The following is a 23,914-nucleotide window of genomic DNA, read 5'->3' on the forward strand; positions in this document are numbered from 1 at the left end:
GTCACCTTTGTTTTGGGGAATGTGTGGCATATGCCGTCACATTCTTGTAAAATGTAAGGTACGAATCAGTAAAATGTGAGGAGAAAGGATGGTCATTATGGACTTGACATCCATTCAAGACCCGTCGTTCCTGAAACGGATGTCTGTATCAGAGCTCGAATCGCTCGGTTCAGACATTAGACGATTCTTGATTGAAAAATTGGCAGTGACGGGAGGGCATTTGGCGCCAAACTTGGGAGTTGTAGAGTTGACGCTTGCCTTGCACCGTGTATTCGACAGTCCGAAAGACCAACTCGTATGGGACGTCGGTCATCAAGCATACGTTCATAAAATTTTGACAGGACGTACGAACCAGTTTGATACTCTCCGACAATACAATGGGTTATGTGGTTTCCCGAAACGTTGTGAGAGCGAGCATGATGTGTGGGAAACAGGGCACAGTTCGACTTCTCTCTCTGCAGCCATGGGGATTGCGATTGCGAATGAATTGAAAGGGCGCGCCAACGATCGTGCCATCGCCATCATCGGGGACGGTGCTTTGACTGGGGGGATGGCACTTGAAGCCCTCAATCACATCGGTGCCGAGAAACAGAACGTGATTGTCATTCTAAATGATAATGAGATGTCGATTGCGCCGAACGTAGGAGCGATGCATAATATGCTTGGTCGTATCCGGGCATCGCGCAAGCTGAAGCATGCTCGAGAAGAAATGGAGTCACTCATCAAACACATCCCGCTCGTCGGGAGTTCACTTGAACGAAGCGGGGAACGGGTGAAGGACCTCTTAAAATCTGCTCTCATTCCGGGAACGTTCTTTGAAGAACTTGGCTTCACTTACTTTGGGCCGACAGATGGGCATGATTTGAAAGACTTGCTCGAAACGCTTGAGTACGCGAAGAAAATCGACGGTCCGGTTCTCGTCCACGTCATTACGAAAAAAGGGAAGGGATATCGTCCGGCTGAATTGGACGGTGTCGGAACATGGCACGGTCTTGGACCTTATAAAATTGAATCTGGTGAAGTCATCAAAGGCAAACCGAAAGGACCAAGCTATTCGAAAGTCGTCGCGGAGACGATCACGAAAGTGGCTGAGTCAGACGAACGGGTGACGTTGATCACACCAGCGATGAGTGTCGGTTCGAAACTCGATTGCTTTACGAAGAAATTCCCGGAGCGTATGTTTGATGTCGGAATTGCCGAGCAACATGCGGTCACCCTCGCTGGGGGACAGGCGACGCAAGGGTTGAAACCGGTCGTCTCGATTTATTCGACCTTCTTCCAACGCGCGTATGATCAACTAGTCCATGACATTTGTCGTCAAAACTTGAACGTCGTGTTCACGATTGACCGATCTGGACTTGTCGGAGCGGATGGAGAGACGCACCAAGGTGTGTTCGATATCGCCTTCATGCGTCACGTGCCAAACATTCGAATCTTGATGGCAAAAGATGAAGAAGAATTACAACAACTCGTTTATTCTGCACTCCGTTACGATGGTGGACCGATTGCGATTCGTTTCCCGCGTGGCGAAGGGATCGGTGTTCCGATGAGTGAGACGCTTCAAGTAATTTCACTCGATGATTGGGAAGTCGAGGCAGAAGGGACAGATGTCGCTATCTTGACGTTCGGTCCTCAAGTGCAAGACGCCCTCGAAGTCCGAGCACTATTAGAAGGTAAGCTCAGTGTGCGCGTCATTAACTGTCGTAGCATCAAGCCGCTCGATGATGCGATGCTGACTTCACTTTATGCAGAGGGGATTCCGCTCGTGACATTAGAAGAGGCTGCTCTCGCCGGTGGCTTTGGAAGTAGCGTGCTTGAACACGCGAATGAAGCCGGAGCGTTTCCACGGATTCAACGTCTCGGTATTCCGGATCGATATATCGAGCATGGCGGTGTCAACCAGCTCCTAGAAGAGATTGGACTGCGACCTGCCCAAATGGCGGAATCGATTGAACGGTTCGTCATGGAGACAAATCGACAGAATGTGTGAGGGATTATGGAAAAAAGAAAGAAAACTAGATTAGATGTATTGCTCGTCGAACGTGGACTTGCTGAAACACGGGAAAAGGCAAAACGGTCGGTCATGGCCGGTCTTGTCTATAGTGGGACAGAACGTCTAGACAAGGCGGGCGATAAAGTGTTTGATGATATCCCTCTCGAAGTGAAGGGTCAAGTTCTTCCTTATGTTGGACGTGGCGGCTTGAAACTCGAGAAAGCGCTCGACGTCTTCCCGCTCGATGTCTTTGGACGAGTCGGAATCGACATCGGCTCATCGACGGGTGGGTTCACGGACTGTGCGCTTCAAAACGGCGCGACTCAAATGTACGCGGTCGATGTCGGCTATAATCAGCTTGCCTGGAAACTACGGAGCGATGATCGCGTCGTCGTCATGGAGCGGATGAACTTCCGCCACGCGACGGCCGATCAGTTCCCGATTCAACCAGATTTCGCAACGATTGACGTCTCCTTTATCTCGCTTCGTCTGATGGTGCCGCCGCTGAAACAAATCTTGAAGCAAGACGGTGTCGTCATGGCGCTCGTCAAACCTCAATTTGAAGCAGGGAAGGCCGATGTCGGGAAAAAAGGAATTGTTCGGGACCGTAACGTCCATGAACGAGTCGCAAGCGATATGGTCCGATACTTCGCATCGGAAGGCTTCTTTGTCGAAGCGCTGGATTACTCTCCGATCACTGGAGGGGATGGGAACATCGAGTTTCTTCTCTTCGCTCGGTATACGGGAGTAGGTGGCGTCTCGCCATCGCTACAAGTCGAAGAGGTCGTAAATGCGGCCCATGCCAAACTGAAGGGATAAAATGATGCTACAGACCTCGTTGTCTGTAGCTTTTTCCTTTACTCGTCTACTAGATGGGGAATGGTGGAAATCCCACCTGGAATGCTAGACCTTTTTTCGACAATACTTTAGAATGATAATGTGTATGTGAAACGAAAAATGAGGTGTCAGCGCTTATGAACAAAGGACAGCGATTGATTAAAATTCGAGACATCGTGACGAATCGAGAAATCGAGACGCAAGATGAGTTGGTGGATGAGCTACGTCGCTCGGGGTACCCAGTCACACAGGCAACCGTGTCTCGGGATATTAAAGAGTTACATCTGGTCAAAGTCCCATTGAACGATGGACGATATAAGTATAGTCTGCCTGCCGATCAACGCTTTAATCCATACGGGAAAATGAAGCGAATCCTTAGTGACAGCTTCGTCTCGGTCGATTCTGCACAAAATTTGGTCGTCATGAAAGTGCTCCCGGGAAATGCTGATGCAATCGGCGTCTTGATTGATCATCTATCATGGGATGAATTGATTGGGACGGTGTGTGGAGATGATACGATTTTAATGATTGCACGCGACGAAGAGAAGGCGAAGCAAATCATCGATCGACTACTCGGAATGTTATGAGGTGAACGTACGTATGTTAGCAGAACTATCAATCAAACAGTTTGCGATTATTGACGAAATAAACATTCCGTTTAATCGAGGTATGACTGTGCTCACGGGTGAGACAGGTGCCGGTAAATCGATCTTGTTGGATGCGATTGGATTGCTTGTTGGAGGACGTGGCTCAAGTGAGTTCGTGCGATATGGTCAAGATAAAGCTGAAATCGAAGGTCTGTTCATGATTGAACCGGATCACCCGGTCATCGAAGCGGCCGAACAATATGGCATCGATGTTGAAGATGGGACAGTCATCTTACGTCGAGACCTACATAGTAGCGGGAAGAGTGTCTGCCGTGTGAACGGGAAAATGATGCCGCTCTCGACGTTACGGGAGTTCGGACGGCTCCTGGTTGATATTCACGGTCAACATGAACATCAACATTTAATGGATGCGGAATTTCACCTTGGCATATTAGACCATTTCGCCGAAAAAGAAATCAGTCCGTTAGTCGAGGAATATCAAACGGCATTTGCGGCCTGGAAACAAGTCGCCGATGAATTGAAGCGTCTTAGTCAAAGTGAGCAGGAGCTTGCTCAACGAATGGATCTTTTGTCGTTTCAAACGAAAGAAATCGAAGCGGCTGAATTAAAAGTTGGGGAAGAACAGGCGTTGACAGAAGAACGGGATGAATTGGCCAACTTTGAACGCATTCATCAACACATTCGTCTCTCCTATGAGGCGGTTGCCGAGGAGTCAAATGGACTCGATCAAATCGGAGTGGCGATGCGCGAGATGGAAGAGGCGTCACAGCTCTCTTCGTCTTTGACATCTGTATCGGAGACAATCTCTAACGCTTATTATTTGTTGGAGGATGCAAAGTTTCAACTCCGGGACCAGTTAGATTCGCTCGAATTTGACCCGATTCGATTGGATGAGATTGAGTCACGATTGGCTCTTTTCCAGCAATTGAAACGAAAGTATGGGACGACCATCGAAGAAGTCATCACCTACGGCGAACAAGTGTCGGATGAATTGAAGTCGATGACGAACCGTGAAGAGCATTTACAAACGCTCTCAGATGAACTCATTCGATTAGAGCAAATTGCAAGAGAAGCTGGCATGAGACTGTCTTCAGCGCGTAAGATGGCTGCGGAGTCGCTTCAGCATGCGATTCATCGAGAGTTGAAAGAACTATATATGGAAAAAACAGCGTTCGAGGTCCGTTTTAAAACTACATCGCTTAAACAAGATGGTTTAGATGACGTAGAGTTTTACATGATGACGAACGTTGGAGAACCGTTCAAACCGCTCGCAAAAGTCGCTTCAGGAGGAGAACTTTCCCGTGTCATGCTCGCACTCAAATCAATCTTTTCAAGAACGGTTGGAGTGGCCTCCATTATTTTTGACGAGGTCGACACAGGGGTCTCTGGACGTGTCGCGCAGGCGATGGGTGAAAAAATCTTCCGACTTTCTGTCGGCTCTCAAGTCCTCTGTATCACGCACTTGGCACAAGTTGCTGCGATGGCAGACCAACATCTTTACATTACGAAAACCGAAACGAATGAACGGACGAAAACAAATGTGACGTCCCTCGACCGTGAAAGTCGAATCGACGAATTGGGTCGCATGATTGCTGGCGCTCAAATGACAGACTTGACGAAGCAACACGTCGAAGAATTACTTGAGATGTCACAACAAGTAAAACAGAAGTTCATCAAAGGAGTGTCATAAGTGATTACATTATGTATTGCGGACGACAATCGAGAAATCGTCGATTTGTTGAGCCGACAATTAGAATCTGAGCCTGATCTTCGTGTCGTAGGTACGGCACACGATGGAGAAACATGCTTGGATGTCGTCAAGACACACCAACCGGATGTACTCTTACTCGATATTATCATGCCGCATTTGGATGGGATCGGAGTATTGCAACGCCTAAATGAAGAATTAGGTGATGACAAACCGGAAGTGATCATGTTGAGCGCGTTTGGAAAAGATGAAGTGACGAAACAGGCCGTGCAACTCGGGGCCTCTTATTTTCTCGTCAAACCGTTCAATATTCAACAGTTATTAACGAAAATTCGTGAATTGTCAGAAGGAACAAATCGAGAATTCGACGGAATGACGCCAGAAGAAATTGAAATCTCACTCCTGCTTCAGCAACTCGGAATCTCTCCGCGAATCAAAGGGTTCAAGTATATCCGTCAAGCTGTCATTTACGTGCGAGAACGCCAAGATTTGCTCGGTCTCATCACGAAAGAATTATATCCGATGGTCGCAAAAGAGCATGAGACGACATCTTCTCGTGTAGAACGAGCAATGCGTCATGCAATCAAGACGGCATGGGAGAACGGCATGCGCGATCATGAGATGTTCGAAGGGCGACCGGAGCGTGAGCGAAGCCCGAAAAACTCGGAGTTTATCTCGTACTTCGTCACGTATGTATCGTTTAAGAATAATTGAATCATTTCATGAGGACTAAGTCGTGATGGGACTTAGTCTTTTTTAATGAAACAATTACTTTAAGATTTATTTACTTTATGAAAGAAAGCGCTTGCAAAATGGTGGGCCTTTGTTATAATAAAGATGTACCAAGTTACTTGGACAAGCGTCAGATGAACGCTTTTCAAACTTGTTCCGGAGCAACGTTTGAAGAAACCAAATCATCTCGGTTCGCTATCCGATTATAGCTCAGAGGTGGGAACGACACCTCAAGTCGTTAATGTCCCGACGTGAGGTCGCGACAGTCGCTCATTCGCGAGGCGATTCTATCATCAACTCGAAGCTAGGGGTTGATATAGGAAAAACAATCGTTCAGTTAACCAAAAGGAGTGTTGTCAACCGTTGAACAGTTTATGGCAAGCGTTCGACTTCACGATGGATGGTTCGACATGATCCGATAAGTAAATCAGTTAGTAACTCGAATGGTAAGATTCCGTTCACGCAAGACGGCAGTTACTAAAGTTCTTTCATACTTCTTCATTAAGAAGACGTTGGATTTCATGTCAAAGTAAGTAACGTAGTTTGAAAGGAGATCATCCGTAGTGATCACAATTCAATATGAATAAAAGGTTCCGCACTTGAAATGAAGTCAAGTTAGGGAACCTTTTTTTGTGTGCTTATGAGTCGAGGCGTTGTACTTTTCCTGTTTTTTTGTCGCGGTTAAAAATATAGCCGGCTACAAATCCGATCCCGCCCATGGCGAGCAGAAGCCCAAAGGTCCCCTGCAACATGGAGGCGGCAGCGAGTGAATCGAACCATGAAAACGGTGCGCTCGTCTTCAAAAAGAAGCTATCACGTAGCAATTTGATTCCGTAAACACCTAATAACCCAGGGACGATTAAGATTAGAAGCGCGATAAAACGCATGCAATCTCCTCCTTTACCATACATTATTTTAACAGAAATCGATCTGTTCGACACGGTCTATTTTTGGGCACCTTGCGAATCAGGTGCGGATTCAGTAGCATGAAATAGAGAAGAATGATGATGGGGGAATATGTATGAATAAACGATTGATGATTGTGGGGGCAGGAAAAGGGGGGACCGAAGTCCTTCATATGCTGATGGATTCGCCGCTTGCGACGATTGTAGCGGTCGTAGATTCTGATACATCTGCAGAAGGAATAGCCCTTGCTAAAAGTTATGGCATATCTGTGGCGGACGATTGGAAACAGTATGCGGATGCGACACTAGATTTTGTCATCGAAACGACGGGGAAACATCAAACGTTTGAACAATTAAAGGACCATTTCAAAGATGCGGTCGTCTTACCAGGGGAATTTATTCGGATTGTGGTTGAACGATTGAAACAGAATCAACAAATGCTCGAGGCCATCATTGAATGTACGAGTGAGGCCATATCGGTCGCAGATCATCACGGTAACACGATTTTGATCAATCCGTCTTATACACGGTTGACCGGATTCAAAAAAGAAGATGTGGTCGACAAACCAGCGACGGCAGATATCGGAATGCAGGAAAGCGTCCATTTGAAAGTACTATCGACCGGGCAAGGCGTTCGAGACATTCGGATGCAAATTGGGGCGACGAGACGAGATATTCTTGTGAATGCAGAACCGATCATCGTTGAAGGAAAGTTGCGAGGCTCCGTTGGGGTCATCCGTGACGTATCTCAGATTCGTGCCCTACGTGATGAATTGCAGGAGGCAAAAACACGCATCCGGAATCTAGAAGCCAAATATCAGTTTGCCGATATCATTGCGACGAGTGACGCCATGCGATTTGTCATCGAGCAGGCGAAACTTGCCGCTGTGACCCCAGTGACGGTATTGATTCGCGGAGAATCGGGAACAGGAAAAGAACTGTTCGCCCATGCCATTCACGGAGAATCTCCTCGAAAATATAAAAAGTTCATTCGCGTGAACTGTGCGGCGATTTCACCTACCCTTCTTGAAAGTGAGCTATTCGGTTATGAAGATGGAGCCTTCAGTGGAGCTAAACGAGGCGGGAAAACCGGATATTTCGAAGAAGCGGATGGCGGATCACTCTTTCTAGACGAAATCGGAGAGCTCCCTCTTGATGTCCAAGTGAAGCTCTTACGTGTCCTCCAGGAAAATGAAATTGTCCGTGTCGGAGGGACGACGGCAATCCCAATCGATGTCCGAATCATTGCCGCAACGAATGCCGATCTCGAACAAAAAGTAGCAGACGGAACATTCCGGGAAGATTTGTATTACCGAATCAATCGGATGCCGATCCATATCCCACCATTACGTGAGCGATTAAATGAACTCGAGGCACTATGTGAACGGATGATCCGGAAACTGAATCAAGAATACGGTCGTAGTGTACGCGGCGTTGACGAAGATGCCTTAACATTACTGAAGAGCCAGCATTGGAAAGGGAATGTGCGAGAACTGGAGAATGTGATTGGTCGTGCGATGATTTATATGGCAAGCTCCGAGCAGTGGATTGCCCCACATCATTTGCAGTTATCCAATCGTTCCACGAGTCAAAAAGTGGTCGAATCTGGAACGTTTCACGAGGCCGTTGCAAAATATGAACGCGATTTGATTGAACGAGCAATTGAAGAGGCAAGTGGCAACAAATCAGAAGCAGCCCGCCGATTGAAGATTTCGATTCGAACATTATACAACAAGCTCGACACCACGCAATAATTTGCAGGAAAATTTATGCACGGTAAGCATTAATTTGCATGGTCATCCGCATTATAAAGCGCTTACAATTCAGGAAACAAACTTGCTTATGATATAGTGTAGAGAGCAAGGGGGGACAATGATGAATTTTGAACGGATGCTGACGAACGCAAAAGAGTTAGAAGGCTGTACCGTGTCCATTGCGGGGGCAGCGGACGAAGAAGTCATCCGGGCCGTAAAACTCGCTACGGATCATGGACTGTCACGCTTCATTTTGTTCGGTGAAGCTCGAGACATCCGAAATTTATGTGAACAGCATGGAATCGATAAGTCATCCGTCGATATTTTACATGCGAAAGGTGACGTTGAGATTGCGCGACGTGCCGCATTAGCTGTGAAAAATAAAGAGGCGGACGTCCTCATGAAGGGGATGGTGTCGACATCGACATTTATGAAAGCCGTCCTTAATCGTGAAGCTGGACTCCGTACGAAGCGGACGCTCAGCCACATCGCACTATTCCAAATTCCGAATCGTGAAAAGTTGATTGGAGTGACGGATGCGGCGATTCATATCGCACCGACACTCGAAGAGAAGGTCGAAATTATTCACAATGCGGTAGAAGCGATGCATGACATCGGTTACGAATCGCCGAAAGTCGCAGCCATTGGAGCAGTCGAGGTAGTCAATCCACAAATGAATGCGACTCTCGATGCGGCACTACTTAGCCAAATGAATCGACGTGGACAAATCAAGGGCTGTGTCGTAGATGGACCTCTCGCGCTCGACAACGCTGTCGACATGGTCGCAGCAAAGCAAAAAGGAATCAACAGTGAAGTTGCCGGTCAAGCCGATTTATTAGTCGTACCTTACATAGAGGTCGGCAACGTCCTTTATAAATCAATCATGTATTTCGCAGAGGCGAGCGTAGCGGCGATTGTCGTCGGCGCATCTGCCCCTGTTGTATTGACAAGTCGTGCCGATACTGCCGAAGCGAAGCTATATTCGCTCGCGTTCGCTTTGTTACATGCTAAACATTAATCGTACTTAACAGGAGGAATTAATCATGATGGAAACAAACACTGAGCCACGCTTCCGTATTTTTGATGTCTTACAATCTGAGGACTATGAGCAAATCGTATTTTGCCAAGACCAAGCGTCTGGACTAAAGGCGATCATCGCCATCCATGACACGACGCTCGGGCCAGCTCTCGGTGGACTACGTATGTGGAACTATGAATCAGAACAAGAGGCACTCACGGATGTGTTGCGTCTCGCAAAAGGAATGACATATAAAAATGCTGCAGCGGGTCTCAACCTTGGGGGCGGGAAGGCCGTCATCATCGGAAATGCGAAGACAGATAAATCAGAGGCGCTCTTCCGTGCATTCGGACGATATGTTCAATCTCTTAGTGGTCGTTACATCACGGCTGAAGATGTAAATACAACAGTTGCCGACATGGACTTCATTCACATGGAAACGGATTACGTCACGGGCGTCAGTCCTGCATTCGGTTCAAGTGGTAACCCTTCACCGGTCACGGCATATGGTGTGTATCGTGGAATGAAGGCTGCTGCGAAATGGAAATTTGGGACAGATTCGCTCGCAGGGAAGACCGTTGCTGTACAAGGTGTTGGTAACGTGGCCTACAACTTATGTCGCCACCTCCACGAAGAGGGTGCTCATTTGATTGTGACTGACATTAACGAGGAAGCACTCAAACGTGCCGAAGCAGACTTTGGTGCGACGGTCGTCAAACCGGATGAGATTTACGCGGTCGAATGTGACATTTTCGCTCCATGTGCCCTCGGTGCCGTCATCAACGACAAAACAATTCCACAATTGAAAGCACAAATCGTCGCAGGTGCTGCCAACAACCAATTGGCAGAAGATCGTCACGGAGACGTGCTCGACGAAAACGGAATTCTATACGCACCAGACTTCGTCATTAATGCAGGTGGGGTCATCAACGTCGCAGACGAACTTGAAGGCTACAACCGTGAACGGGCAATGAAGAAAGTCGAACTCATCTATGACAACATGATGCGCGTCTTTGAAATCGCAGAACGTGATGGCGTACCAACGCACGTTGCGGCCGATAAGATGGCGGAAGAGCGGATTCACATGATGTCGCGTTCACGCAGTCAGTTCCTTAAAGTTGAAAAAAGCATCCTAGGGAGACGCTAAGATGACAAAACGGCTAATTCTTGCAATCAACCCAGGGTCGACCTCGACGAAAATTGGATTGTTTGATGGGAAGGAGGAAGTGATGACACGCACGGTCCGACATGCGATCGATGTGACGGGTCTCACACTTCCAGAGCAGTTGCCTCATCGTGAGCAAGAAGTACGTGCCTTATTAGAAGAGACGGGCATCGCGGTCAATGATTTGACCGCGATCGTCGGTCGTGGTGGCTTGCTTGCACCAATGACGTCAGGAACGTATACAGTCAACGATCTCATGCGTGAAGATTTGACGAGCGGACGTTTCGGGATGCATGCATCGAATCTCGGTGGTCTGATCGCTTCGAAAATCGGTGGGGCTGAAGGGATTCCTAGTTTCATAGTGGATCCGGTCGTCGTCGATGAGATGGACGAGTTGGCCCGTAAGACCGGCATGCCAGAAATCAATCGTCGTAGCATTTTCCATGCCCTCAATCAAAAGGCTGTCGCGAAACGATTCGCGGCCGAAAATGGAAGCGATTACAATGAGCTGAATCTTATCGTTGCGCATCTTGGTGGGGGAATCACAGTCGGTGCCCATGCGGCAGGTCGAGTCATCGACGTGAATAATGGTCTTGACGGAGATGGACCGCTCGCGCCGGAGCGGGCAGGCTCGATTCCTGTTGGACAGGTAGTAGAACTATGTTATAGTACCAGGTATAAAGAATCGGAAATGAAAAAGAAAATTGTCGGTCAGGGCGGCCTGTTTGCTCATCTCGGTACATTCGATGCCATTGAGATTGAGCAGCGGGTCGAATCAGGAGATGATGAGGCGAGGCTGTTGTATGAGACGATGGCTTATCGTGTCGCTCAAGAGATTTCAAAACACGGCGCGACATTATGCGGTCGTGTGGATGCCATCTTACTGACGGGCGGGATTGCATATTCCGAGTGGCTGACTGAAAAAATCAAGGAGCGTGTCACTTATCTCGCGCCGGTACACGTATATCCGGGTGAAGATGAGCTTAAAGCGTTGGCTGAAGGTGCACTTCGCGTCATCGAGAAGGAAGAGACCGCACGAGTTTATGAGGGGGATGCACATGGCACGAGAATTTGATGTTGTCGTCATCGGTGGAGGACCAGGAGGATATGTGGCTGCAATCAAGGCGGCCCAGGCAGGAAAATCTGTCGCAATCGTCGAGGCGAGAAAGTTAGGTGGCACCTGCTTACATAGAGGATGCATCCCGACGAAGGCGCTTTTAAAAGCTGCACATGTCTATCAAACGGCGAAGCAAAGTGCGACGTATGGCGTGGAGACGGGAGATGTGACGTTCAATATGGAACGCGCTCAAACGTATAAGCGTGATCTTGTGGCTGGACTAGAAAAGGGAATCGAACATTTGATGAAACAAGGGAAAATCGAAGTGTTCCGCGGAAAGGCCTCTATTCTTGGACCAAGCATCTTCTCACCACAACCAGGGACTGTATCCGTTGAGGATGAAAGCGGTGAATCAGAACTGATCTTGCCGAATCAATTGATTATCGCAACAGGGTCGATTCCTCGTGAACTTCCTGGATTGCCGTTCGATCACAAACGGATTTTGAATTCGGACGACCTCCTCAATTTTGAAACGCTACCTGAATCGATTGCGATTGTCGGTGGCGGGGTCATTGGAGTCGAATGGGCGTCCATGCTCGTCGACCTTGATGTGAACGTGACATTGATCGAAGTAGGCGATCGATTACTCCCACTCGAGGACAAAGCAGTATCGCGTGAAGTGGAGCGTCTTTTGAAGAAGCGCGGGGTCCGCGTGAAGAAGAGCGTGACGGTCGACGCTGAACGAACATTGATTCACGAAAATGCAGTGGAGATTGCTGTCGGGGAAGAGATGTTACAAGTAGACTGTGTCCTCGTCTCGGTTGGCCGAGTTGCCAACACGGAAGACTTAGGACTTCAAAACACTTCTATCGTCGTAGAGAACGGCATCATTCAAGTCGATAGTCAGTATCGGACGAAAGAACGTCATATCTTCGCAATCGGGGACTGTATCGGGAAGTTACAACTCGCCCATGTCGCGTCGGCAGAAGGTGTGAAAGCGGTCGAGACGATTCTTGGTCTTGAGCCGACACCGCTCGATTACGCGCTCATCCCACGCTGTGTATACAGTGTCCCTGAAGTCGCTTCGGTCGGTTTGACAGAAGAAGCGGCAAAAGAGGCCGGACATGATGTGAAGACGGGGACGTATCGATTCAACGGACTCGGGAAAGCGCGGATTGAAGGACAAGCCGACGGATTCGTCAAACTCGTTTCGGACAAAGAAACAGATGACCTTCTTGGTGTTCATATCGTCGGACCGAAAGCGACCGAACTCATCACAGAAGGTGGACTCGCGCTCGTCTTGAACGCGACGGCTTGGGAGATGGGACAACTTGTGCACCCGCATCCTGCACTGAGCGAAGCCTTCCAAGAAGCGGCTCTTGCCGTCGATGGATTACCGATTCACGCCTAAGGAGGAACAAGGATGGAACAGATGACTGTAAACTCATATGAAGAGCTTGGTTTAACGAAGCAAGATTTATTGGCGATGTACGAAACGATGGTACGTGCCCGCAAAATCGATGAACGGATGTGGAAGTTGAACCGCGCCGGGAAAATCCCATTCGTCGTCTCATGTCAAGGACAAGAAGCGGCGCAGGTCGGTGCGGCGTTCGCACTCGAGAAAGGAATCGACTACGTCTTGCCTTACTATCGTGATGTGGCGGTCGTCCTTCACTTCGGTCAAACGTCAAGAGACTTGATGCTATCGGCATTCGCGAAAGCGGAAGATCCGAACTCAGGTGGTCGTCAGATGCCTGGTCACTTCGGATCGAAAGAACATCGCATCGTGACGGGTTCGTCTCCGGTCACGACACAAGTCCCTCATGCAGTCGGGATCGCACTTGCGGCGAAGATGAAAAAAGAAGAACTCGTCACGTTCGTTTCGTTCGGAGAAGGGTCTTCGAACCAAGGAGACTTCCATGAAGGCGCAAACTTTGCAGGTGTCCATAAGTTGCCGGTCATCTTGTTCTGTGAGAACAACAAGTATGCAATCTCGGTTCCACTTACAAAACAGTTGGCATGCGAGCGCGTGTCAGATCGAGCGAAAGGATATGGCATGCCAGGTGTGACAGTCGACGGGACAGACCCGATCGCTGTCTATGCGGTCGTGAAGGAAGCGCGTGAACGTGCACTTCGCGGAGAAGGACCGACGCTAATCGAAGCAGAAGTTGAACGTCTCGTGCCACACTCATCAGATGATGATGACAAAGCATACCGTTCAGCAGAAGAATTGGCAGGGTTAAAAGAGCGGGACGGCATTCAATTGTTCCGTCAACGACTTGTGAACGACGGAATCGCAACGGCGGATACACTTACTGAAATCGATGCACAAATCGATGCTGAAGTGAATGAAGCGACGACATATGCGGACAAAGCACCGTATGCATCGCCTGAATCTGCACTGGATTACGTCTATGAGGAGGAAAAATGATGAAAACGTTTATCGAAGCGATCAATGAAGCGATTCATGAGGAAATGGAGCGCGACGAAAACGTCTTCGTCGTCGGGGAAGACGTCGGCGTTCGTGGTGGTGTATTCCGTGCCACACAAGGGTTGATTGAAAAATATGGAGAGGATCGTGTCATCGACGCACCGCTCGCTGAGAGTGCGATTGCCGGAGTCGGGGTCGGAGCTGCCATGTACGGCATGCGACCGATCGCAGAAATGCAATTCGCAGACTTTATCATGCCAGCAGTGAACCAAATCGTTTCAGAAGCGGCAAAAATTCGGTACCGTTCAAACAACGATTGGACGTGTCCGATGGTCATCCGTGCTCCTTTCGGTGGGGGTATTCACGGGGCTCTCTATCACTCGCAATCAGTCGAGGCGATGTTCAGTTCGACGCCAGGTCTTAAAGTCGTCATTCCATCTGACCCTGTCGATGCGAAGGGATTGTTGAAAGCAGCAATCCGTTCGAACGACCCTGTTCTTTTCTTTGAACATAAGCGCGCCTATCGTCTTTTGAAGGCGGAATTGCCGAGGGACGAATACACGGTTGAAATTGGTAAGGCCGCTGTCAAACGGGAAGGTGAAGATATCACGATCATCACGTACGGTCTTTGCGTGCATATGGCACAAGAGGCTGCGAAAACGCTCGAAGAAGAAGGAATCAGCACGCACATCCTTGATCTTCGTACCGTCTACCCGCTCGACCAAGAAGCGATCATCGAATCGGTCAAGAAGACTGGTAAAGTGCTACTCGTAACGGAGGACAACAAAGAAGGAAGCATCATCGGAGAAGTGGCGGCGATTATCGCGGAGAAGGCGCTTTTCGAACTCGATGCGCCGATTGAGCGTTTGGCTGGCCCCGATGTGCCGGCAATGCCGTATGCACCACCTATGGAAAAATTCTTTATCGTATCCCCAGAAAAAATTGCCGAGCGGGCGCGTCAGCTCGCGGCGTTTTAAGGAGGCATCTCCATGGAACAAACGATTACCATGCCCCAACTTGGGGAAAGTGTGACAGAAGGCACGATCACGACCTATCTCGTCAAACCGGGTGACCGTGTGGAAGAATATGAACCACTCGCGGAAGTCATGACGGACAAAGTGACGGCAGAGATTCCGGCGACTAGCGCAGGAGTCGTCAAAGAGTTTCTCATTCCAGAAGGGGAGACCGTCAGCGTCGGGACACCGGTATTGACGATGGAAGTCGAGAGCGCGGAGGAAGCGGCAGTTGAGACGAAGACCGAACCGATTGCAGAAACGGCACCTGCAGAATCCGTCTCTAAGCAAGCTGTCGCCACTGCACCGAAAAAACAAAGTGGAAACGGTCGATACTCTCCTGCTGTCATCCGACTCGCCAACGAGAATGATATCGATTTGAATGAACTGAGCGGAAGCGGTCTAGGCGGTCGGATCACGCGGAAAGATATTCTTCGTTACTTATCAGAAGGACGTCCGGCATCGACTTCTGAGCAAGCGACACAAGCGCCTGTCCAAGAGACGATGGTACAGACGAAGTTGGACGTTCCGACTGAGGCACCACGTCCTGTCGTTGAACCGTCACAACCGGTCGCATCATCATCGACTTCATCTGGCCGTTATGAATCGATTCCGACAGCCGGAGTACGTCAAGCGATTGCGAACAATATGGTCCGCTCGAAACACGAGGCTCCACACGCATGGCTCATGATTGAAGTAGATGTGACGAACCTCGTCGAAGCCCGTGCAAAGTTAAAAGATGAGTTCATGAAACGGGAAGGCGTCAAATTGACGTTCATGCCATTCTTCATGAAGGCAGCCATCGAAGCATTGAAGAAGTATCCGATGATGAATTCGGAGTGGGCAGGAGATCACATCAAAGTTCACCAAGACATCCATCTCTCGGTAGCCGTCGCGGCAAACGACGCCCTTTACGTACCGGTCATTCGCCAAGCGGATGAGAAGAATATTAAAGGACTAGCCGTTTCCCTTCAAGACGTGGCAACGCGAGCGCGTGAGAACCGCTTGAAGGCTGAAGAGATGCGTGGTGGGACATTCACCATTAACAACACAGGTGCGTTTGGTTCGATTCAATCGGCACCAATCTTGAATTACCCACAAGCGGCAATCCTATCGGTCGAGTCGATTGTGAAGCGTCCGGTCTGGATGAATGGAATGTTTGCGGCACGCGATATGGTCAACCTTTGTATGTCTGTCGACCATCGTGTCCTTGACGGTCTCGTCGCAGGTCAGTTCTTACAAGCGATCAAACAATCGCTCGAGTCGATTGACCCAAACACATATACCGTATATTGATTAAAAAATGGAGGCGCTCCCAGTGGGGTGCCTCCATTTCTTATGAGTTATAGCCAAGGAATACCGTGAAGACGAAGCTTGCGGCTGAGATCAGTAAGAGAAGAAACGACAAGGACATGCCTATTGTGACGAGTCCTTTGGAGAGTCGTGGTTTGGATTTATATAGTGCGAACGCAAACATAAGACTGAATAGGCCGAGTGTCGTGAATAGTGTGAGTGGAATTGCTCGGTCGTAAAAAAATTGAAGTAGATCCAATGTAGAATCATCCTTTCTAATCATGCACCTTCGAATCGTCGTTGATGGACACGGTACGTCAATCTGCTGACTACGACGAACACGAGAAGGAACATTCAGTATATAAAAATATAGTTTAATGAAAATGCAGAAACCCCATCATGTCTGACCGAAGAAATCCAAAGCAAAAGGAGTGAGGTAGGGAAATGAATCAATAGTACAAGATAGGGCATGAACTTCATGAATGATAAGGCGTTTGTCGACGGATTTCGCATGAGATACATGGCAATCAAACCAATCAGCACTTCGAGTCCACCAAGCGTGAAATAGGCGAGTGACTCAGAAAGACTGGTCTCTAGAATCGGTAAGGCAAGCGTTGCAAGACCAAGACTCCCAATCATTATTAAAGCAAACAAGATGTAGTCACCTCCAGAAAAGGGTTTATTCCATATGATCATTGTAAAAAAATGGATGCTTAAATTCAATACCTCAGAAAAACACGCCATTCATAGAAATGGCGTGTCAGTGATTTCCTTAAATCGATTGTTCAATCATCGATTCGATGTCGCGACGAACTTCAGCTACTGATAAACGTGCAGCGTCATAGCGTACACGATGAGTCGACTCGTCCGTTCCCGTCAAGTCAGCAAAGAGACTTCCGAGGTCGTGGACACTGCGGTCGACTTGAATGAGCAATTCGATGGCATCCTCGCCTTGTAGAATCACAACTTCTACCTCGTCTAACTGGCGACCGAATCGCGAACCGTTCGCTGAATACTCGAGTTCTTGGGCAATCGGAAGACGTCCCGAACGATGACGTGCCGGGAGCATCTCCGTGTCGGCTTTCTTCAAACGGAATCCGAGCTCGTCCATCGCATCTAATATGACTTGTTGAGCCGCATTCGGTTGTACGGTGATCGCATCTTCATCTTTTGGATCGACGGCTTGGGCGATATCAAGGCCCGTTTCAATCCATGATTTTGATTGGCTCACAGAGAGTGGCGTATTGAACGGGACGTTGACTGTGAACGGAATTTCTTTCACTTCTCCAGGACCAATCATAAACGGTGCTTCATTCAATAAGATTTTTTCAATCGTGAACGTCGAGTATGTCGACTTATCGTTCACCTCATGTTTATACAACGTATTGAAGAAGAGATAGATACTGTCGACGGATTGTTCGACCGAACCGCCTTCGATATGGACGACTCCAGTGAGTTCTCCACCGGGTGAACAGTGGCTTTCATTCAAACGTGTGTCGACTTTTGCGGCACCGATTCCGATTGATGATAAAATCTTTTTAAACATATGTGTATCCTCCTTTGACGTAACGTCGTCTTCGTGTAATAGTATGTACGGACAGGTGAAACGATATGTTTCAAAATTTCTAAAAAAGGATTGAATCCATTGGAATATAAAGCGTTACAAGAGCGTCTCGCAGACGTCTTACAATCAAATCATCTCGTGTCGGCGACCATCAGTCAACCCCGTCAAAAATCTAGCGATCTCAGACGGGTCAAATTGAAACCGGTTATGCTACGAAATGCGTATCATATCCAGTTCGAGTATCAGTATGAGCGGGTGATGAACCATAAAAACTTGACACCAGATGAGGCTGTCACGGAAGTGAATGAGCTTCTCGAAACGTTCCGACAAGGACAGTTTCAGTTAAAAGATTCCGACATCCAGTTCCAATTATCTAAAAAGTTCAAAGTGACATTGAAAGAAAAGCAGACGGCTCAAAAAGAAGTTCAACTGAGCCACAATAGGGAAAAACAGTACGTGCTTCCACTCGACGAGCCAGTTCCGTTTCTCATTCGACTCGGCATTCAGTCAACGGACGGAAAAGTGAAGCGTCAAAAGTATGACAAGTTCAAACAGATCAATCGTTTCCTCGAGTTCATTGAGGATTCACTGAAATACTTGCCGGCAGACCGTACCGTTCGAATCTTGGATTTCGGATCAGGGAAGTCGTATTTGACGTTCGCGCTCTATCATTTCCTTCATGAGATGAAAGGATATGACGTCCATATCACAGGGCTCGATTTGAAGAAAGAGGTCATTGAAGAGTGTGCATCGATTGCGAAAGATCTTGGATATGAACGGCTCGAATTTTTAGTCGGAGACATTAATGAATATGAAGGGGAAACAGCTGTTGATATGGTCGTGACCCTTCATGCATGTGATGTGGCGACAGACATGGCGTTGGCACGTGCCGTCCGCTGGGGCGCGAAAGTCATCTTGAGCGTTCCGTGTTGTCAAAAGGAATTGAATCGTCAAATTCAAGCGTCGAATTTAGCCGTGATGCTCCAACATGGCTTGATCAAAGAACGGTTCGCCTCACTCGCGACCGATTCCATTCGGGCTGAACTGCTTGGACTTGTCGGGTATGATGCCCAGCTGCTCGAATTCATCGACCTCGAGCATACGCCGAAAAATATCATGATTCGTGCCTACTTGACGAACCGTCAGGCGAGCGCAGAGACGAAGGCACGTTACCTTGCTTTCAAACAGATGTTAGGGGCAGACCCGTTCTTAGAACGGGAATTGAGCGATAGACTTGTCCTCGAGGTGGAACAAGACGTAAAATAAGGGAGTACAGACGAAATGTCGAAAGGGGAAACAACATGGATTTTCAATTATATTTTCAAGATGTAGTCGAACAAGCGCGTAACGAAGTACGTGCTGCAGGATACACAGAGCTCACGACACCGGAAGAAGTAGACGGAGCGCTTAAAAAAGAAGGGAAGACACTCGTCCTCGTCAACTCGGTTTGTGGGTGTGCAGGCGGGATTGCTCGTCCAGCTGCGGCATACGTCAACAAGATGGAAGGTGTGAAGCCTGACCATTTCGTGACCGTGTTTGCTGGTCAAGACCGTGAAGCGACAGATCGTGCACGTGAGTATTTTGAAGGATATGCACCGTCTTCACCGTCAATCGCACTTCTTGAGGATGGCAACATCGTGACGATGGTAGAGCGTAGTGAAATCGAGTCATCGACTGCTGAAGAGCTCGTCGACCAATTGCAAACATTGTTCGACATCTACTTCGCATAATCAAGCATCGGCGCAAAGGCACTGCCTTTGCGCTTTTGTGAAAAGGGGCAGGGTATATGGAACCAGTCATCAAAATCATGACGGAGGCAGAATATATGATTGCCCTGTCACGCGGTGAAATCAATGAACCGTCACTTCAATCTGAAGGGACGATTAAATGTTGTACGCCGCAACAGATTGGAAAGGTCGTCAAAAAGTCGTATTCGGGTGAAGCGGTCGTTCTCGTATCGTTACACGTCAACCGACTTGGTCAGTTGCTACATTATGAATTGGATGAGGATGGAGAACGTTATCCACATGTGTATAGTGCCATCCCGATGACTTCGGTCAAACAGGTGCAACCGTATGGGTCACGCGACAATGGAACGGTCACATATTTCGCTTTCGAGCGAATGTGACCTTCTTTTTTATATAATTTGCATGAATATACTTTACAAGTAATAATTATGTGTATATAGTGGTTGAAGACACAAGTCGGACAACTGATGTGTCATAGAACAGTTGAGCTACGTTCACACATATGTCATAATTTTGTTAATGTTCTGATAATTATTATTCAACTATGAAAGGGAGATGAAGATGAAAAAAGGTTTTCTAGCATTATGTTTAGCAGGACTGGCCGCGTTCTCAGTCGCGTGTGGGGCAGACGTGAACGAAGGAGGATCGACATCGACCGATGGTGAGGATGACAAAGTCATCGTCATGGGTACAAGTGCCGATTACTTCCCATATGAGTTCGTCGATACAGCGAATGGCGACGAGATTGTCGGATTTGATATCGATATCGCCAAAAAAGTGGCAGAGAACATGGGATATGAATTGAAAATTGAAGATATGGATTTCGGAAGCTTACTTGGAGCCCTCAATGCAGGTCGAGTCGACTTCGTAATGGCGGGGATGACTCCGACAGAAGAGCGTAAAGAAAATGCCGATTTCTCAGATATTTATTTCACAGCGGTGAACTTGATCTTGTCAAAAGATGATTCGCTTCAATCACTTGAAGACTTGAAGGGGAAAAAGATCGGAGTCCAGCTCGGTTCGATTCAAGAAGGGATTGCACAAGATCAAATCACAGATGCTGAGATCGTCTCGTTGAACAAGATTCCTGAGATCATTCAAGAAATCAAGACAGGACGTATTGACGCGATGGTCATCGAAGATACGGTCGCGAAAAAATACCTCGAGCAAGATAGTGAATTGACGACATTTGAAATTGTGGACGAAGAAGAAGCAGGTTCTGCTGCTGCCTTCCGTAAAGATGATGAACTCCGCGATCAATTCAACGAAGAGTTGAAGAAGATGATCGACAGTGGAGAAATCGAAGAGTTAGCACAGAAATGGTTTGAAGAAGAGGCTGCGCCAGCCGAATAATGAATCGTACGAGGCTGACTGAAGATGAATCGGTCAGCCCTTTTTTAGGAGGAACTCACTATGGATTTTAGCCGGATTTATGATTCGATCCCTTATATACTTGAGGGGATTCCAGTCATGTTCCAAGTGGTGATCGTCTCGGCATTGATTGGGATCTCACTTGGGATTGTTGTCGCTACATTAAAAATTGTCCCGAATCGTCTGATTAACTTTATCGGACATGCTTATACGGCGGTGTTCCGTGGGACACCACTCATTTTGCAACTCGCCATCATCCACTTCGGATTGCCGCAACTGACGGGATATATCACGACACCGTACCAGTCAGCGGTCATCGCATTCTCGCTCAACTCGGGGGCGTATATTTCAGAGATTATTCGAGCGGGTATCCAAGCAGTAGATAAAGGACAGTGGGAGGCTTCGGATGCTCTTGGTGTCCCATATGTCAAACAGTTACGTTCCATCATCTTGCCACAGGCGTTCAAGAACATCTTGCCTGCTCTTGTGAACGAGATGATCACATTAACGAAAGAGTCTGCACTCGTCTCGACGGTTGGGGTGCTCGATATCATGCGTCGTGCGCAAATCGTCGGTGGGCAGAAGGCAATCTACTTCGAACCGCTTCTATTCGCCGGTGTGATATACTTTACGATAGTGATGATCTTGACGTATCTTGGACAACGTCTAGAAAAACGGTTAAGAAAGAGTGATGGAAGATGATCGAAGTAAAAGACCTACACAAACAATTTGGTGACTTAGAAGTTTTAAAAGGAATCACGACGACGATCGAACGTGGTGAAGTGGTTGCTGTCATCGGACCGTCCGGGTCTGGTAAATCGACTTTTCTACGCTGCTTGAACATGCTTGAGATTCCAACGAGCGGGACGGTCAGTGTCGACGGATTCGAGCTCACGAAAAAAGGGGCGAACGTCGCGAAGGCGCGTCAAAACATTGGGATGGTATTCCAACAGTTCAACTTGTTCCCTCATATGAGCGTATTGGACAATTTGACGTATGCACCAATCAACGTCTTAAAAGTCAGCAAGGCGGAAGCGCTGGAACGTGCGAAGAAATTACTCGAACGTGTCGGCCTTTCTGAAAAAATCGATGCCTATCCGAGCCAACTCTCGGGTGGACAAAAACAGCGTGTCGCCATCGCGCGTGCCTTGGCGATGGAACCGAACGTCATGTTGTTCGATGAACCGACATCGGCACTTGACCCTGAGATGGTCAATGAAGTACTCGACGTTATGAAAGGGTTGGCTGAGACTGGGATGACGATGGTCGTCGTCACACACGAAATGGGCTTCGCCCGTGAAGTGGCAGACCGCGTCCTCTTCCTGGATGAAGGGATTCTCATGGAAGAAGGAAAACCGGCTGACCTGTTGTTGAATCCGCAAACCGACCGGGCGAAACGTTTCTTGGAGAAAGTGTTGTAATCTGAACTTACGAAGGAAGGATGAATACACGTGAAAATCACCTATTATGGACATGCGACTGTAGGATTTGAGATTGATGGCGTAAACGTGTTGATCGATCCATTTTTGACGAGTAACCCTCATACGGAAATAGACCCTTCTACACTACGTCCGGACTATTTGTTGCTCACACATGCTCATTTCGATCATATCGAGGATGTCGAATTGATTGCGAAATCGTCGGGTGCGACGATTGTGGCGACACATGAACTCGCATCGTATTACGAGAAAAAAGGCTTCTCTGTTCACGGGATGAACATCGGGGGAGGTCATGCCTTTCCGTTCGGGCGTGTCACGATGACCCAAGCGTTCCACAGTTCGAGCTTTGACATGGGGGATACACCGGTCTATATGGGGATGCCTGCCGGATTCATCATCGAGACGAACGAACTGACGCTCTACCACGCTGGAGACACGAGTCTCTTCTCCGATATGAAGATGTACGGTGAACGGTTTGAAATCGATGTCGCGTTCCTTCCAATCGGAGACAACTTCACGATGGGGCCAACAGACGCATTAGATGCGGCGCAGTGGCTTCAAGCGAAACGTGTCGTTCCGATCCACTTTGATACGTTCCCGCCGATTAAACAAGATGCTCAGGCGTTTTGTGACCAATTGCACCGTCGAGGTCTCTTGATTGAACCGAATACGACGATCGAGATTTAAGCATGGACGTGATTCAAGCGACGCGAGAGTTCATCGGAACGATTCATGCAAATGACGCGTCGGGTCATGACGTCGCCCACATTACGCGTGTCGTCCGACTAGTGGAACGTTTAATGGAGGATGAACCGGTCAATCGGACGGTTCTCCTCCTCTCGGCATATTTACACGACGTGGAAGATCATAAGCTCGGTCGTCCGAACGGTCTCGTCAAACAGCATCTGTCCTCAATTGACATCACTGAAGAGCAAGTGGAATTGGTGATGGCGGTGATTGATGAGGTCTCCTTCTCAAAAGACAAGACCCCGACGACCCGGGAAAGCGAAATCTTGCAAGACGCCGACCGTCTTGATGCGATGGGGGCCATCGGGATTGCGCGAACGTTCCAGTTCGCGGGTTCTCGCAAAACTCCGCTCGATTTGTCGGAAGAGAGTGCCATTCAACATTTTCATGACAAGCTGTTGAAGCTGGCGTCGATGATGCATACCTCAAAAGCAAAACAACTAGCGATGTCACGTCATGCTTTCATGCAGCAGTTTCTAGAACAGTTTCATGAAGAATGGGATGGGGTGGACATATAAAAGGACGACCGAG

General features: G+C 48.2%; 24 protein-coding genes. 21 read left to right on the top strand and 3 right to left on the bottom strand.

From position 1 onward, the window contains the following. The first annotated feature begins 97 nt into the window (after positions 1-97). The 5 genes from dxs (at position 98) to spo0A (ending at position 5,860) form a co-directional block, all read left to right on the top strand. Positions 98-1,990, top strand: coding sequence for a 1-deoxy-D-xylulose-5-phosphate synthase (dxs, locus tag KNO61_RS02325; protein WP_205728308.1), 1,893 nt, complete (start codon positions 98-100; stop codon positions 1,988-1,990). A 6-nt stretch (positions 1,991-1,996) separates the two neighbouring features. Continuing rightward, positions 1,997-2,812, top strand: coding sequence for a TlyA family RNA methyltransferase (locus tag KNO61_RS02330; protein WP_012726568.1), 816 nt, complete (start codon positions 1,997-1,999; stop codon positions 2,810-2,812). A gap of 155 nt (positions 2,813-2,967) precedes the next feature. Beyond that, the gene (ahrC, locus tag KNO61_RS02335) at positions 2,968-3,417 is read left to right on the top strand and encodes a transcriptional regulator AhrC/ArgR (RefSeq protein WP_012726567.1); all 450 of its coding nucleotides are present in this window, start codon (positions 2,968-2,970) and stop codon (positions 3,415-3,417) included. 13 nt (positions 3,418-3,430) lie between these two features. Then, positions 3,431-5,128: a DNA repair protein RecN gene (gene recN, locus KNO61_RS02340; protein WP_214872564.1), complete on the top strand. Its 1,698-nt coding sequence runs from the start codon at positions 3,431-3,433 to the stop codon at positions 5,126-5,128. Next, complete coding sequence (spo0A, locus tag KNO61_RS02345; RefSeq protein WP_074036711.1) at positions 5,129-5,860, top strand: sporulation transcription factor Spo0A; 732 nt, start codon at positions 5,129-5,131, stop codon at positions 5,858-5,860. A gap of 656 nt (positions 5,861-6,516) precedes the next feature. Here the strand turns inward: spo0A and KNO61_RS02350 are convergent. Beyond that, positions 6,517-6,765, bottom strand: coding sequence for a DUF2627 domain-containing protein (locus KNO61_RS02350; RefSeq protein ID WP_031423346.1), 249 nt, complete (start codon positions 6,763-6,765; stop codon positions 6,517-6,519). A gap of 134 nt (positions 6,766-6,899) precedes the next feature. Here KNO61_RS02350 and KNO61_RS02355 point away from each other — a divergent pair, with 134 nt between their 5' ends. From KNO61_RS02355 to KNO61_RS02390, 8 genes are all read left to right on the top strand, one after another. After that, positions 6,900-8,537, top strand: a complete 1,638-nt coding sequence (locus tag KNO61_RS02355; protein ID WP_214872565.1) for a sigma 54-interacting transcriptional regulator — start codon at positions 6,900-6,902, stop codon at positions 8,535-8,537. A gap of 121 nt (positions 8,538-8,658) precedes the next feature. Further along, on the top strand, positions 8,659-9,555 hold the full coding sequence (gene yqiS, locus KNO61_RS02360; protein ID WP_214686932.1) for a phosphate butyryltransferase: 897 nt from the start codon (positions 8,659-8,661) through the stop codon (positions 9,553-9,555). Between the two features lie 25 nt (positions 9,556-9,580). Next, positions 9,581-10,702: a Glu/Leu/Phe/Val family dehydrogenase gene (locus KNO61_RS02365; protein WP_012726561.1), complete on the top strand. Its 1,122-nt coding sequence runs from the start codon at positions 9,581-9,583 to the stop codon at positions 10,700-10,702. A gap of 1 nt (position 10,703) precedes the next feature. Continuing rightward, positions 10,704-11,795, top strand: a complete 1,092-nt coding sequence (gene buk, locus KNO61_RS02370) for a butyrate kinase (protein ID WP_214686930.1) — start codon at positions 10,704-10,706, stop codon at positions 11,793-11,795. Further along, complete coding sequence (lpdA, locus tag KNO61_RS02375; protein WP_214730531.1) at positions 11,779-13,188, top strand: dihydrolipoyl dehydrogenase; 1,410 nt, start codon at positions 11,779-11,781, stop codon at positions 13,186-13,188. Before buk ends, lpdA begins: the two co-directional genes overlap by 17 nt. A gap of 12 nt (positions 13,189-13,200) precedes the next feature. Continuing rightward, entirely contained in the window at positions 13,201-14,208 is a 1,008-nt protein-coding gene (locus KNO61_RS02380; protein ID WP_371816089.1) for a thiamine pyrophosphate-dependent dehydrogenase E1 component subunit alpha, read from the top strand. Further along, complete coding sequence (locus KNO61_RS02385; protein WP_214811400.1) at positions 14,208-15,185, top strand: alpha-ketoacid dehydrogenase subunit beta; 978 nt, start codon at positions 14,208-14,210, stop codon at positions 15,183-15,185. The genes KNO61_RS02380 and KNO61_RS02385 overlap by 1 nt, the downstream gene beginning before the upstream one ends. A gap of 12 nt (positions 15,186-15,197) precedes the next feature. Continuing rightward, a complete protein-coding gene (locus KNO61_RS02390; protein WP_214730536.1) occupies positions 15,198-16,517 on the top strand; it encodes a dihydrolipoamide acetyltransferase family protein in 1,320 nt (439 codons plus the stop codon). A gap of 351 nt (positions 16,518-16,868) precedes the next feature. Here the strand turns inward: KNO61_RS02390 and KNO61_RS02395 are convergent, their stop codons facing one another. Together KNO61_RS02395 and KNO61_RS02400 are read right to left on the bottom strand one after the other, a co-directional pair. Next, complete coding sequence (locus KNO61_RS02395) at positions 16,869-17,168, bottom strand: hypothetical protein (protein ID WP_214730538.1); 300 nt, start codon at positions 17,166-17,168, stop codon at positions 16,869-16,871. A gap of 118 nt (positions 17,169-17,286) precedes the next feature. Beyond that, positions 17,287-18,060: a sporulation protein gene (locus KNO61_RS02400; RefSeq protein WP_214730540.1), complete on the bottom strand. Its 774-nt coding sequence runs from the start codon at positions 18,058-18,060 to the stop codon at positions 17,287-17,289. 99 nt (positions 18,061-18,159) lie between these two features. Here KNO61_RS02400 and KNO61_RS02405 point away from each other — a divergent pair, with 99 nt between their 5' ends. The 8 genes from KNO61_RS02405 (at position 18,160) to KNO61_RS02440 (ending at position 23,901) form a co-directional block, all read left to right on the top strand. Further along, complete coding sequence (locus KNO61_RS02405) at positions 18,160-19,344, top strand: class I SAM-dependent methyltransferase (protein WP_214730542.1); 1,185 nt, start codon at positions 18,160-18,162, stop codon at positions 19,342-19,344. A 35-nt stretch (positions 19,345-19,379) separates the two neighbouring features. Further along, positions 19,380-19,808 (top strand): BrxA/BrxB family bacilliredoxin, encoded by a 429-nt coding sequence (locus tag KNO61_RS02410; protein ID WP_012726551.1) that lies wholly within the window; start codon positions 19,380-19,382, stop codon positions 19,806-19,808. Between the two features lie 56 nt (positions 19,809-19,864). Then, a complete protein-coding gene (locus KNO61_RS02415; RefSeq protein ID WP_074036735.1) occupies positions 19,865-20,206 on the top strand; it encodes a DUF952 domain-containing protein in 342 nt (113 codons plus the stop codon). A 181-nt stretch (positions 20,207-20,387) separates the two neighbouring features. Next, positions 20,388-21,179 (top strand): transporter substrate-binding domain-containing protein, encoded by a 792-nt coding sequence (locus tag KNO61_RS02420; RefSeq protein ID WP_012726549.1) that lies wholly within the window; start codon positions 20,388-20,390, stop codon positions 21,177-21,179. A gap of 60 nt (positions 21,180-21,239) precedes the next feature. Then, the gene (locus KNO61_RS02425) at positions 21,240-21,899 is read left to right on the top strand and encodes an amino acid ABC transporter permease (RefSeq protein ID WP_012726548.1); all 660 of its coding nucleotides are present in this window, start codon (positions 21,240-21,242) and stop codon (positions 21,897-21,899) included. Next, positions 21,896-22,618, top strand: a complete 723-nt coding sequence (locus KNO61_RS02430) for an amino acid ABC transporter ATP-binding protein (protein WP_031423364.1) — start codon at positions 21,896-21,898, stop codon at positions 22,616-22,618. Before KNO61_RS02425 ends, KNO61_RS02430 begins: the two co-directional genes overlap by 4 nt. 30 nt (positions 22,619-22,648) lie before the next feature. Beyond that, positions 22,649-23,323, top strand: coding sequence for a metal-dependent hydrolase (locus tag KNO61_RS02435; protein WP_078147088.1), 675 nt, complete (start codon positions 22,649-22,651; stop codon positions 23,321-23,323). Positions 23,324-23,325: 2 nt separating this feature from the next. Then, positions 23,326-23,901 (top strand): HD domain-containing protein, encoded by a 576-nt coding sequence (locus KNO61_RS02440; RefSeq protein ID WP_214872566.1) that lies wholly within the window; start codon positions 23,326-23,328, stop codon positions 23,899-23,901. Positions 23,902-23,914 lie beyond the last annotated feature (13 nt).

Source organism: Exiguobacterium sp. s140 (assembly GCF_018617035.1).
Taxonomy (GTDB): domain Bacteria; phylum Bacillota; class Bacilli; order Exiguobacteriales; family Exiguobacteriaceae; genus Exiguobacterium; species Exiguobacterium profundum.

Bases quoted from the DNA above. Each gene is read 5' to 3' on its own strand.
- dxs (WP_205728308.1), top strand. From the start codon at position 98: ATGGACTTGACATCCATTCAAGACCCGTCGTTCCTGAAACGGATGTCT.
- KNO61_RS02330 (WP_012726568.1), top strand. From the start codon at position 1,997: ATGGAAAAAAGAAAGAAAACTAGATTAGATGTATTGCTCGTCGAACGT.
- ahrC (WP_012726567.1), top strand. From the start codon at position 2,968: ATGAACAAAGGACAGCGATTGATTAAAATTCGAGACATCGTGACGAAT.
- recN (WP_214872564.1), top strand. From the start codon at position 3,431: ATGTTAGCAGAACTATCAATCAAACAGTTTGCGATTATTGACGAAATA.
- KNO61_RS02350 (WP_031423346.1), bottom strand. From the start codon at position 6,765: ATGCGTTTTATCGCGCTTCTAATCTTAATCGTCCCTGGGTTATTAGGT.
- KNO61_RS02355 (WP_214872565.1), top strand. From the start codon at position 6,900: ATGAATAAACGATTGATGATTGTGGGGGCAGGAAAAGGGGGGACCGAA.
- yqiS (WP_214686932.1), top strand. From the start codon at position 8,659: ATGAATTTTGAACGGATGCTGACGAACGCAAAAGAGTTAGAAGGCTGT.
- KNO61_RS02365 (WP_012726561.1), top strand. From the start codon at position 9,581: ATGATGGAAACAAACACTGAGCCACGCTTCCGTATTTTTGATGTCTTA.
- buk (WP_214686930.1), top strand. From the start codon at position 10,704: ATGACAAAACGGCTAATTCTTGCAATCAACCCAGGGTCGACCTCGACG.
- lpdA (WP_214730531.1), top strand. From the start codon at position 11,779: ATGGCACGAGAATTTGATGTTGTCGTCATCGGTGGAGGACCAGGAGGA.
- KNO61_RS02380 (WP_371816089.1), top strand. From the start codon at position 13,201: ATGGAACAGATGACTGTAAACTCATATGAAGAGCTTGGTTTAACGAAG.
- KNO61_RS02385 (WP_214811400.1), top strand. From the start codon at position 14,208: ATGAAAACGTTTATCGAAGCGATCAATGAAGCGATTCATGAGGAAATG.
- KNO61_RS02390 (WP_214730536.1), top strand. From the start codon at position 15,198: ATGGAACAAACGATTACCATGCCCCAACTTGGGGAAAGTGTGACAGAA.
- KNO61_RS02400 (WP_214730540.1), bottom strand. From the start codon at position 18,060: ATGTTTAAAAAGATTTTATCATCAATCGGAATCGGTGCCGCAAAAGTC.
- KNO61_RS02410 (WP_012726551.1), top strand. From the start codon at position 19,380: ATGGATTTTCAATTATATTTTCAAGATGTAGTCGAACAAGCGCGTAAC.
- KNO61_RS02415 (WP_074036735.1), top strand. From the start codon at position 19,865: ATGGAACCAGTCATCAAAATCATGACGGAGGCAGAATATATGATTGCC.
- KNO61_RS02420 (WP_012726549.1), top strand. From the start codon at position 20,388: ATGAAAAAAGGTTTTCTAGCATTATGTTTAGCAGGACTGGCCGCGTTC.
- KNO61_RS02425 (WP_012726548.1), top strand. From the start codon at position 21,240: ATGGATTTTAGCCGGATTTATGATTCGATCCCTTATATACTTGAGGGG.
- KNO61_RS02430 (WP_031423364.1), top strand. From the start codon at position 21,896: ATGATCGAAGTAAAAGACCTACACAAACAATTTGGTGACTTAGAAGTT.
- KNO61_RS02440 (WP_214872566.1), top strand. From the start codon at position 23,326: ATGGACGTGATTCAAGCGACGCGAGAGTTCATCGGAACGATTCATGCA.